11 protein-coding genes and 1 pseudogene are annotated in these 10,954 nt (G+C 66.3%); 6 read left to right on the forward strand and 6 right to left on the reverse strand.

All coding sequences use genetic code 11. The annotated features are described in order from the left end of the window. Window positions 1-66 precede the first annotated feature (66 nt). On the forward strand, window positions 67-1,599 hold the full coding sequence (gene lnt / locus KZA10_RS02165; protein ID WP_141386070.1) for an apolipoprotein N-acyltransferase: 1,533 nt from the start codon (window positions 67-69) through the stop codon (window positions 1,597-1,599). On the opposite strand, the gene KZA10_RS02170 is transcribed toward lnt, so the two are convergent. From KZA10_RS02170 to KZA10_RS02185, 4 genes are all read right to left on the reverse strand, one after another. After that, window positions 1,596-1,979, reverse strand: a complete 384-nt coding sequence (locus KZA10_RS02170; RefSeq protein ID WP_017830624.1) for an RNA polymerase-binding protein RbpA — start codon at window positions 1,977-1,979, stop codon at window positions 1,596-1,598. The genes lnt and KZA10_RS02170 overlap by 4 nt on opposite strands. A 124-nt stretch (window positions 1,980-2,103) precedes the next feature. Then, window positions 2,104-2,880, reverse strand: a complete 777-nt coding sequence (locus tag KZA10_RS02175; protein WP_218682056.1) for a glycerophosphodiester phosphodiesterase family protein — start codon at window positions 2,878-2,880, stop codon at window positions 2,104-2,106. After that, the gene (locus tag KZA10_RS02180; RefSeq protein WP_055868247.1) at window positions 2,877-3,806 is read right to left on the reverse strand and encodes an SPFH domain-containing protein; all 930 of its coding nucleotides are present in this window, start codon (window positions 3,804-3,806) and stop codon (window positions 2,877-2,879) included. The genes KZA10_RS02175 and KZA10_RS02180 overlap by 4 nt, the downstream gene beginning before the upstream one ends. 9 nt (window positions 3,807-3,815) lie before the next feature. Next, on the reverse strand, window positions 3,816-4,289 hold the full coding sequence (locus KZA10_RS02185) for an NfeD family protein (protein ID WP_218682057.1): 474 nt from the start codon (window positions 4,287-4,289) through the stop codon (window positions 3,816-3,818). A 122-nt stretch (window positions 4,290-4,411) separates the two neighbouring features. On the opposite strand from KZA10_RS02185, the gene KZA10_RS02190 reads away from it, so the two are divergent. After that, entirely contained in the window at window positions 4,412-5,176 is a 765-nt protein-coding gene (locus KZA10_RS02190) for an SDR family oxidoreductase (protein WP_218682058.1), read from the forward strand. Window positions 5,177-5,246: 70 nt separating this feature from the next. Here KZA10_RS02190 and KZA10_RS02195 read toward each other — a convergent pair whose 3' ends face one another. Next, window positions 5,247-5,843, reverse strand: a complete 597-nt coding sequence (locus KZA10_RS02195) for an HdeD family acid-resistance protein (protein WP_017830619.1) — start codon at window positions 5,841-5,843, stop codon at window positions 5,247-5,249. A gap of 182 nt (window positions 5,844-6,025) precedes the next feature. Here KZA10_RS02195 and KZA10_RS02200 point away from each other — a divergent pair. The 3 genes and pseudogenes from KZA10_RS02200 to KZA10_RS02210 all read left to right on the forward strand — a co-directional run bounded on the left by KZA10_RS02200 (window position 6,026) and on the right by KZA10_RS02210 (window position 9,229). Next, window positions 6,026-6,426, forward strand: a pseudogene (locus tag KZA10_RS02200) (helix-turn-helix transcriptional regulator). 5 nt (window positions 6,427-6,431) lie between these two features. Next, on the forward strand, window positions 6,432-6,842 hold the full coding sequence (locus tag KZA10_RS02205; RefSeq protein WP_055869160.1) for a VOC family protein: 411 nt from the start codon (window positions 6,432-6,434) through the stop codon (window positions 6,840-6,842). Between the two features lie 29 nt (window positions 6,843-6,871). Beyond that, window positions 6,872-9,229 carry an excinuclease ABC subunit UvrA gene (locus KZA10_RS02210; RefSeq protein WP_218682059.1) on the forward strand — a complete coding sequence of 786 codons (2,358 nt, stop codon included), beginning with the start codon at window positions 6,872-6,874 and terminating at the stop codon, window positions 9,227-9,229. 61 nt (window positions 9,230-9,290) lie between these two features. Here the strand turns inward: KZA10_RS02210 and KZA10_RS02215 are convergent, their stop codons facing one another. Then, a complete protein-coding gene (locus KZA10_RS02215) occupies window positions 9,291-10,136 on the reverse strand; it encodes a bifunctional 2-polyprenyl-6-hydroxyphenol methylase/3-demethylubiquinol 3-O-methyltransferase UbiG (RefSeq protein WP_218682060.1) in 846 nt (281 codons plus the stop codon). Between the two features lie 232 nt (window positions 10,137-10,368). Between KZA10_RS02215 and KZA10_RS02220 the strand changes: the two genes are divergently transcribed. Further along, window positions 10,369-10,776, forward strand: coding sequence for a hypothetical protein (locus tag KZA10_RS02220; protein WP_218682061.1), 408 nt, complete (start codon window positions 10,369-10,371; stop codon window positions 10,774-10,776). The last annotated feature ends 178 nt before the right edge of the window (window positions 10,777-10,954 follow it).

The following is a 10,954-nucleotide window of genomic DNA, read 5'->3' on the forward strand; positions in this document are numbered from 1 at the left end:
CGCGGACCGCGCGGGCCGCGCTCGACGGCGTGCGCCGGGGCATCGTCGCCTACTCCTCGACGTGAGATGGATGCGATGACCGACAAACGAGCGCCCCAGCGCGCCCTCCTGCCTCTGTGGGCCGCTGTGCTCTCCGCCGGACTCGCCGCGGTGATGATGGACCTGGCCTATCCGGAGGCCGCCGTATGGATCCTCGCCTTCCCGGCGACGGCTCTCGTTCTGGTCTCACTGATCGGACGCCGTTTCGGGGGAGCGCTGCTGGTCGGAGTCGTCTACGGGATCCTGTTCTTCGGACTTCTCGTCTCCTGGACGTCGCGCTACCTGGGCCCGGTCCCGTGGGCCGCTCTCAGTGTCCTCGAGGGAGTTCTGACGGGAATCGCCCTCGTCCCGATCGCCCTCGCCTACCGGTGGCTCCCGAAGGCCTTCCCCGGGACCGCAGGACGCCTCCTGGCGCTTCCCGCTGTCGTCGCCGCCCTCTGGGTCGGCCGCGAGCTTTTCGTCGGCTCGTGGCCCTACGGGGGCTTCCCCTGGGCGCGCATCGGCATGAGTCAGGCGGAGAGCCCTCTGGCACCGGTCTCCTCATGGGTGGGCGTCAGCGGACTCAGTTTAGTCATGGTCTTCGTCGTGGCGATGCTCATCGAGGTCGCGCGCATGCGGGCATGGCGACGGCCACTCCTCGTGATCGCGCCCGCCGCCCTCGTGGTGGTGCTCCTGTTCACCCCGCTCTTTCCCACGTCTTCGAGCGGTTCCCTGCGGATCGCTGCGGTACAGGGAAACGGTCCGACCGGCTACTTCGACGACCGCGAGCCGTTCTCGGTGATCCAGGCGCAGACCGACGCGACCGCGCCTCTCTACGGCGAGGATGTCGATCTCCTGGTGTGGCCGGAGGGGTCGTTGGACGGCGACCCGTTCCAGATCGACGCCCTCGCTCGGCGGATGACTCTGCTCGCCAACCGGATCGACGCCCCGCTGCTGGCGAACGCGGCGACAGGCCGGGAGGACCGATACTTCAACACGTCGATGCTGTGGAATCCCGACGGCACGGCGACACAGCTGCATGACAAGCGCCACCCGGTCCCGTTCGGCGAGTACGTGCCGGATCGCGCTTTCTTCAACGCGCTCGCTCCCGACCTCATCGGACTCATCCAGAGGGAGTACACCCCGGGCTCGAACCCTCCGCTGGTCACCGTCGAGGGTGTCCCCGTCGGTCTCGCCATCTGCTTCGACGTGATCTACGACGACGTGATCTGGCAGGGCCTGAACTCCGGCGCTGAGGTGATGGTGTTCCAGACGAACAACGCGGACTTCCGTGGCACGGACGAGAATCTCCAGCAGCTGGCCTTCGCCCGGATGCGGGCCATCGAGACGGGCCGCAGCGTGGTGAACGTCTCGACCGTCGGCACTAGCCAGATCATCCGCGCCGACGGATCGACCGTCACGAGCCTGGACGCAGATGAGGCCGGAGCGATGCTCGAGGATGTCGAGCTCCGATCCGGCCTCACAGCTGGTGTGGTGCTGGGCCCCTGGGTGCAGGCGATCCTGCTCTGGGGCGGTCTGGGCGCGCTCCTCGTCGGGTGGTGGCGCGCCAGGAGGCGCTAAGCGCCGATCTTCTCCCGGGTCGGGTCTTCGCCGGCACCGCGGCGGGCGCGGATGAAGGCGAGGCGCTCCTCAAGGAGTTCCTCGAGTTCTGCGCGGCTACGACGCTCCAGCAGCATGTCCCAGTGGGTGCGGGCAGCCTTCTCGTCGGTGACCTCGAGCGTGACGGCCTGGCCGTCGACGTTCAGGCGGGCTTCGGCGCCGCACGCGCGGCACTCCCAGGTCTGGGGCGGTTCTGCGTCCGCCGCGAACATCAGGTTCGTGACGTGGCCGCAGGTGTCACAGGTGTAGGTGGTCTCACGGCGCTCCATGAAAACGACGCCCTCTTCGCTCTGTAGGCTCTGGGCGCCGAGTCGGATGCCGCGCAGGCTGCGATCTGCCATTGTGTGGTCCTCTCGTCGCTGTCAGGTATAGCGCTCCAGCCTGTGCGCTTCATCCACGCGGCCGCCTTCTCGGCGGAACTCACAGGTTAATCCCAGCGCCGGAGGTTATGGGACGCGTCGGAGGTCAGCGGGGGATCAGCGCTTTGAGTGCCACGTCCGCGCGATCGGAGACGATTCCGTGGGCGCCGAGAGCGATGAGGCGATGCATGCGTTCGGGCTCGTTCACCGTCCATACGTGGACTTCGACGTCATGTCGTCTGGCAGCGCGGACGAGGGCCGGCGTCATGACCTTCAGCGCACCGTAGCGCTCGGGTATCTGCAGAGCGTCGACCTCCCGGAGCACACGAGCGGGGGAGAGGCGCAGCGCCGACAGAGCCCTCAGCGCGGCGATCGTTCCGCTCCCACCGGATGTGGCGGGGCGAAGTGCTGCTCCGGACCGCAAGACCGAGGCGAGCGCGGCTCGACGGGTCGCGTCGGAGAAGCTCGTCAGGAGCACCCGGTGCGTGTGCTCGACCAGTATCGGTCCGAGCGGATCGACGGCTGCGGGGGTCTTCACATCGATGTTGAAGCGGACGTCCGGGAAGGAAACCAGTGCCTCGGCCACCGTCAGGAGCCCGCCGTGGTCCGCGAAGAGCATCCGGAGCTCTCGAGTCCGTACCTCCCGCACGCTGCGGCTGTCGCCGACCAGCCGGGTCAGTGTCTCATCGTGGAACAGGACGACGTCGCCATCAGCCGTGACCTGACAGTCGGTCTCGATGTAGTCGATGCCTGCCGCATGCGCAGCGGCGAATGCCGCAGCGGAGTTCTCCCAGACGCCCGAGTCCTCGCCTGCCGCGGTGATCAGACCGCGGTGGGCGAGGACTCGGGGATGCCGCGTCTTCGAGAAGTACGGGTGCGTCACGCGCCCGGCAGCGTGTTCGTCGGGCCCTGGCCCGGCTTCGGGGTGAATGCACTGCCGATGCCCTTGAGCGCCTCGGTGAGTTCGCTCGGGATGATCCACAGCTTGTTGGACTGACCCTCGCTGATCTTCGGCAGCATCTGGAGGTACTGGTAGGCGAGGAGCTTGTCGTCCGGCTCGCCCTGATGGATCGCGCTGAAGACGTTCTGAATGGCCTCGGCCTCACCCTGCGCACGCAGAACAGCGGCCTGCTTGTCGCCCTCTGCGCGGAGGATCTCGGCCTGGCGAGCACCTTCGGCTTCCAGGATCGCGGACTGCTTCGTTCCCTCTGCCGTCAGGATCGCGGCGCGGCGGTCACGCTCGGCGCGCATCTGCTTCTCCATGGAGTCCTGGATCGAGATGGGCGGGTCGATCGCCTTGAGCTCGACGCGACCGACGCGGATGCCCCACTTGCCTGTCGCCTCATCGAGGACGACACGGAGCTGACCGTTGATGTTGTCGCGGCTGGTGAGCGCCTCTTCGAGGTTCAGCCCACCGACGACGTTACGCAGAGTGGTGGTCGTCAGCTGCTCGACCGCGCCGAGGTAGTTCGCGATCTCGTAGGTCGCGGCGCGCGCATCGGTGACCTGGAAGTAGACGACCGTGTCGATCGACACGACGAGGTTGTCCTCGGTGATCACCGGCTGCGGCGGGAACGAGACGACCTGCTCGCGCATGTCGATCAGAGGGCGCAGGCGATCGATGAAGGGCACGAGGACGTTGAGCCCGGGAGTGAGGGTCTTGTGGTAGCGCCCGAGGCGTTCGACGACCCCCGCTGTGGCCTGCGGGATGATGCGGATCGCGCGAGCGACGGTGACCACCACGAAGATGATCACCGCGATCACGAGGACCCACAGGATCGCGGTGGGGATGAACGATGCGTCGTTCACGGGGTTCTCCTAGTCGTTGACGGGACGGACGATGGCGGTCGCGCCGTTGATCGCACTCACGGCGACCGGAGCGCCCTGGGGGATCGGCACGGGTGTGGCTGTGCGTGCAGTCCAGGTGTCGCCGTTGGCGAGCTTGACCTGGCCCGAGATCTGCGTGATGTCGTGCAGCGCGATGCCGCGGAGGTCGACGAGGGCGTCGACGTTCGACTTCGTCGGATCCTCTCCGCGCCGCAGGCGCTTGAGCAGCGGCGGCCGCAGGAAGAGGATGAACAGCGCGGCCGCGGCGGCGGCGATGATCACCTGCACCCACACCGGGATGCCGATCAGGTCGGTGACCAGACCGACGACGCTGCCGAAGCTCAGCATGAGGAAGGTGAAATCCAGCGAGAGCATCTCGATAACGAGGAAGACGGCGATCAGGACCAGCCAGCCGATCCAAGCCCATTGGTCGATGAACGTGACGAATGTCGTGAAGTTGTCCATGCGGCCTCCTTTGTGGTCAACGTATCACGCGGGCGTCCGCGGATCCGGGTGCCACAGCGCGCGCTTGGTAGTGTGTGAGGGCCGTGCGATCACGGCTTTTTCACGCATCATGAGGAGTCACCGTGACCGACGTTCTTCCCGCAGGATCCCTTGACGGCAAGGTCGCCCTTGTCACCGGTTCATCGCGGGGCATCGGCGCCGACACCGTGCGCTACCTCGCCGAGGCCGGTGCCGACGTCGTCATCAACTTCCGCAACAAGGCACCGCGTGCCGAGAAGCTGGCCGCGCAGCTGCGCGAGCTCGGTAGTCGTGCGCTCGTCGTCGGTGCCGACCTGACCGACCCCGAGTCCGTCGCCGAGATGTTCGACGCCATCCGCGCGGAGTACGGGCGTCTCGACGTGCTCGTGCTCAACGCGTCCGGCGGCATGGAGTCCGGCATGGCCGAGGACTACGCACTCACGTTGAACCGCGACGCCCAGCTCAACGTTCTGAACGCGGCCACGCCGCTGCTCGGCGAAGGCGCGCGCGTCGTGTTCGTCACCAGCCACCAGGCCCACTTCATCCGGACCACCCCGACCATGCCGGAGTACGAGCCCGTGGCACTCTCCAAGCGCGCAGGAGAAGACGCGCTGCGCGAGCTCATCCCCGGTCTGGCCGCGAAGGGGATCGGGTTCACGGTCGTCTCCGGCGACATGATCGAGGGGACGATCACCGCGACGCTGCTGGAGCGGGCGAACCCGGGAGCGATCGCGGAGCGCCGGGAATCGGCGGGCAAGCTCTACAACGTTTCGGAGTTCGCGGCAGAGGTCGCCAAGGCAGCCGTCGACCCCGTGCCCGCGGACAACACGCGCCTCGTGGGTGACGTGAGCGCCTTCGCGGCCGAGTAGTACGACACAGAGAATCGGCCCCGTCCTGCATCATGCAGGACGGGGCCGATCGTGTTTCAGGCGATGAGCGTCAGCTCGCCGCTCCGCCCTGGACGGCGGACACGAACTCCTTCGCGTCCCGACCGAGCGTGATGGCACGCACGATCTGAACGATGCCGAGCACGACCAGCGAGATGCCCAACAGGAGCCAGAACGCGAAGCCGGCGATCAGCGGCGAGAACAGGACGATGATTCCGGCGACGATGCTGAGGATCGCGTAGAGGACGGTCCAGACCCGCGACCCGTCGCTGCCGAGCAGCGTGAGGGCGACGATCCCGTCGACGATCCAGCTGACGCCGATGAAGATCACGACGACGAACGCGAGCGTGGCTGCGGCGGCGTTCAGGTTGAAGAACGCGATGACACCGGCTGCGATGTACAGCAGGCCGAGGACGATGTGGCCTACGCGGGCCCATCCTCCCTTCGCGCTCGAGAAGATGCCGAGCCCGACGTACACGAGACCGGCGACGACCAGGTACGACGCGAAGATCGCCGTCACGATGACCGCGGACTTGATGGGCCAGACGAGGAGGACGATTCCGGCGATCAGCGCGATGACGCCGGCGACCGCCAGCGTGACCCGGATCGACTTGAACAGAGACTTGGCCTCCGTGAGTGGTTCAGACATGGTGGGGAGCCCTTTCTGAGAAGATGCTGTAAGGATGCATCCTCAGGGTAGCGTTCCCGTGCTCCGGGATGGGGGAGAAGGTCCCACCCGCGTTTCGCTCCGTCACGCCGCGACTTCCGGCGACATGGCAAGATCGAGTCGTGCCCGCCGTCGACGAAGATCGCCTGCGTGAGCTCGCCGTGATGAGAAGGGTCAGAGACCGCATCGACCGCGAGTACGCCAGGCCGCTCGACGTGCAGGCTCTCGCGGACGGCGTGCACATGTCGGCCGGGCATCTGAGCCGACAGTTCCGCGAGGCCTACAGCGAATCGCCGTACTCCTACCTGATGACTCGGCGGATCGAGCGTGCGATGGCGCTGCTACGGCGCGGTGACTTGTCGGTGACAGAGGTGTGCTTCGAAGTGGGGGGGGCTCCTCGCTCGGCTCGTTCAGCACGAGATTCTCGGAGCTGGTCGGTGTCGCACCCAGCGTGTACCGTGAACGCGCCGCCACCGTCGAGGGGATTCCCTCGTTCCACGCCAAACAGGTGACCAGACCGATCAGGAATCGAGAAGCGCCGCGCACCGATGCGCACCTACCGTGAACACCATGAACATCCGCATCCACTACGCATTCCTTCCACACACCGACGCCGAAGCGGCGCTCGGTTTCTACCGCGACGCCCTCGGCTTCGAGGTTCGCAACGACGTCGGCTACGACGGGCTGAGGTGGCTCACGGTCGGCCCGCCCGGCCAGCCCGAGACGTCGATCGTGCTGCATCCGCCGGCGACCGACCCCGGTATCACCGACGTCGAGCGCCAGACGATCCTCGAGCTCATCGCGAAGGGCAGCTACGCGGCGCTGACACTGGCCAGCGACGACGTCGACGCGCTGTTCGAACGCCTCGTCGAGCGCGGCGCCGACGTCGTCCAGGAGCCGATCGACCAGCCCTACGGGGTTCGCGACTGCGCCTTCCGCGACCCCGCAGGCAATCTGCTCCGCATCAATCAAGCCGCCTGATCTCTCCACCGACCACACGAAGGACGCCGATGACCACGGACGAGCACCCCGCCGACACCCACGACCTGATCCGCGTGCAGGGCGCGCGCGAGAACAATCTGAAGGACGTCAGCGTCGACATCCCGAAGCGCCGCCTCACCGTGTTCACCGGCGTCTCCGGTTCCGGGAAGAGCTCGCTCGTCTTCGACACGATCGCTGCGGAGTCGCGGCGCATGATCGATGAGACCTACAGTGCCTTCGTCCAGGGCTTCATGCCCTCGGTTCCACGACCCGACGTCGACGTGCTCGAGGGACTGACGACGGCGATCATCGTCGACCAGGAACGCCTCGGCGCGAACCCGCGATCGACCGTCGGCACCGTGACGGACGCCAACGCGATGCTGCGCATCCTGTTCAGCAAGCTCGGACAGCCCTACATCGGCGGGCCGACGGCGTTCTCGTTCAACATCCCGACCCAGAAGGCCAGCGGCGTGATGACCGGCCCGGGAGGGGCGAAGAAGATCGTGAAGGACGCGATCTATCTCGGCGGCATGTGCCCACGATGCGAAGGCAGGGGAGCGGTATCCGATATCGACCTCGCCCAGATCGTCGATGAGACGAAGTCTCTCGACGAAGGTGCCATCATGGTGCCCGGCTACACCGCCGACGGATGGATGGTGAAGGGTTTCTCCCAGTCGGGGTTCTATCCGGGCGACAAGCCGATCTCGCAGTTCACCGAGAAGCAGCGTCACCTCTTCCTCTACGGCGAGGTCACGAAGGTGAAGATCTCCGGGATCAACATGACCTATGAGGGTCTCATCCCGAAGATCACCAAGTCGATGCTGTCGAAAGACCTCGATGCGCTGCAGCCACACGTCCGCGCCTTCGTCGAGCGTGTCGCCACCTTCGCGGTCTGCCCGGAGTGCGACGGCACCCGCCTGACCGAAGGTGCGCGCTCCTCGAAGATCGAGGGCGTGAGCATCGCCGACGCCTGCCGCATGCAGGTTACGGATCTGGCCGACTGGGTGCGCGGACTCGATCTTCCCGAATCGGGCCCGCTTCTGCAGGCGCTCAGCGCCAACCTCGACGCCTTCGTCACGCTGGGGCTCGGTTACCTCAGTCTGGAACGACCCTCCGGCACGCTGTCCGGGGGAGAGGCGCAGCGCATCAAGATGCTCCGGCACCTCGGCTCTTCGCTCACCGACATCACCTACGTCTTCGACGAGCCGACGATCGGCCTGCACCCGCACGACATCCAGCGCATGAACGGGCTCCTGCTCCAGCTGCGCGACAAGGGCAACACCGTGCTGGTCGTGGAACACAAGCCCGAGACCATCGTGATCGGCGACCTCGTGGTCGACCTGGGGCCTGGTGCGGGAAACGCCGGTGGTGAGATCTGCTTCGAGGGCACGGTCGAGGGGCTGAAGGCGAGCGGCACGAAGACCGGCGAGCATCTCGACGACAGGGCACAGTTGAAGGATGCGGTGCGCTCGGGCACGGGAGCCATCGAGGTGCGAGGGGCGACCGCGAACAACCTGCAGGCCGTCGATGTCGACATCCCGACCGGCGTGCTCACGGTCGTGACGGGTGTGGCTGGCTCCGGCAAGAGCTCGCTCATCCACGGATCGGTCTCGAACCGCGACGGTGTCGTGTCGATCGATCAGGCGGCGATCAAGGGGTCCCGCCGCAGCAACCCCGCGACCTACACGGGGCTTCTCGAGCCGATCCGCAAGGCGTTCGCGAAGGCCAACGGCGTCAAGCCCGCTCTGTTCAGCGCGAACTCCGAAGGTGCCTGCCCGTCATGCAAGGGTGCGGGCGTCATCATCACCGAGCTCGGCTTCATGGACACCATCGAGACGCCGTGCGAAGACTGCGGAGGCAAGCGCTTCCAGGTCGGCGTGCTCGAGTACAAGCTCGCGGGCAAGGACATCACCGAGGTTCTCGACCTCCCGGTCTCCGAGGCCCGGGTGTTCTTCAGTGAGGGAGAGGCCAAGCTGCCTGCGGCCGCGGCCATCCTCGGCCGGTTGGAAGACGTGGGGCTCGGGTATCTCTCGCTGGGACAGCCGCTGTCGACGCTGTCGGGTGGCGAACGTCAGCGCATCAAGCTGGCGATCCAGATGGGGGAGAAGGGGGACGTGTACGTGCTCGACGAGCCCACCACGGGCCTTCACCTGGCGGATGTCGACAAGATCCTCGGCCTCCTGGATCGACTCGTCGACGCCGGGAAGACCGTGATCGTGATCGAGCACCATCAGGCGGTCATGGCGCACGCGGATTGGATCATCGACATCGGGCCCGGAGCCGGTCACGACGGCGGCAAGATCGTCTTCGAGGGAACACCGACGGATTTGGTATCCCAAAAATCGACGTTGACGGGGGAGCACCTCGCAACCTACGTCGGCGTGTGAGAGGAGTAGGGGCGCGTCACCTGAGGCGCCCCCGGCGCTCGGGGCCGCCGCGGAAGTCGCCTCAGTCCCGCCGGGCGACGATCGTGTAGGTGCACGGCATCAGATCGCGTTCGGCCTCGGGCCAGGCATAGCCACCGGCGACCTCGACCATGCGGTCGCTGAACTGCCATGGCAGAGTCCGGCCCTCGTCGAAGTGCAAGAGGCGTAGACCTGCGCGCAGCAGCGCGCCGAGGATCTCGGACAACGAGTGGGGCCACTCGTAGGTGCGCGCGTGGGAGATACGACCGTCGCCGGCATAAGTGGAGTCGTCATCCCACTGCTGCGCATGCCCGGTCGCGAAATACGGATACCGCGTGGTCAGGCCCACGGCATCCTCATCCAACGCGTAGAGGGCGGGATGGCCGTCGCGGATGAAGAACATGCCGCCGGGGCGCAACAGCGCGACGATCTGGGCGGCCCACCGGTCAAGGTCGTCGAGCCAGGTGATCGTCCCGATACTCGTGTAGACGACGTCGAAGTCGCCGACGACGGCGGCCCGAGCATCGAGGACATCGGTCTCCACCCACGTGGCCTCGACGCCCAGACGCGTCGCGAGCTCACCTGCCGTGTGAAGCGCCGACGGCGAGAAGTCGACGCCGGTGACCCTCGCGCCGGCGCGAGCCAGCGAGACGGTGTCGGTGCCGATGTGGCACTGCAGGTGGCACAGGTCGAGTCCGGACAGACCGCCCGACGGAAGGAATGCAGACATCGCGGCGAGATCGTCGCGCACGACGTCACTCAGATGATCCGGATCGTCGAACGCTTCGAGTCCGTACGCTTCCTCGTGCACAGGAACGCGATCTTCCCAGTTCGCCTGGTTCGCCCGCCGTGCAGATTCCCAGTCGATGTCGACATTGCTTCCATTCACGGTGCGAGCCTATCGAGTGCCGCATTCCGGCGAGGAGCAATATCCGATAATGCACATTATGTCAGCTCGAAGACGACATGTTCTCGGTAGATGCGAATACGCCGGTTGCCACGACTCTCCTGGGTTAGCTTGCCCACGACCTCGCATGCCGGAAGGACGCATCTGTCGCCGCTGCTACCAGCGAGCCACGCGCATCCACGGTGCGTGCATCTCCTGCGGCACCACGCGCCTCTTGCCCGGACTCATCGACGGCGAACCAGCATGCGTGGACTGCGCCGACATCCCAAAAGACTTCCGCTGCACTCGCTGCGGCCGCGAGGACGAACCGGTACGACGAGGGCTCTGCGCGCACTGCTGCCTCACCGACGATCTCAGCGGGCTCCTCGCCGGGGACGATGGCGACATCTCCCCCATCGTCCGACCACTCTTCGACGCTCTCTCAACGCAGACTCTCGCTCGAAGCGCCACGATATGGCTCACCGTCAATCGCGCTGCGAAGCAGCTCCTGCGTGACCTCGCGACCGGAGCTGCGCCGCTCACGCATGACACGTTCACGACGCACCCCTCCCCCGAAAAAGTCTTGTTCCTCCGCCAGCTCTGCATCGAACACGGACTCCTCGAACGTGTGAACTTCGACTGAATCGGCCTGACTTTCGTTCCGTTCTTCAAGCAAGGATGGAACACGATGAACAGGAAGTATTCGCCGGAGATGCGTGAGCGGGCGTTGCGGATGCTCGCGGAGACGCGACCGTCGCACCCGAACATGATGAGCGCGGTCCGTCACGTCGCCGGGCTGCTCGGGATGAGCCCGGAGACAC

This window comes from Microbacterium sp. BF1 (genome assembly GCF_019279095.1).
In the GTDB taxonomy this organism is placed as follows: Bacteria; Actinomycetota; Actinomycetes; order Actinomycetales; family Microbacteriaceae; genus Microbacterium; species Microbacterium maritypicum.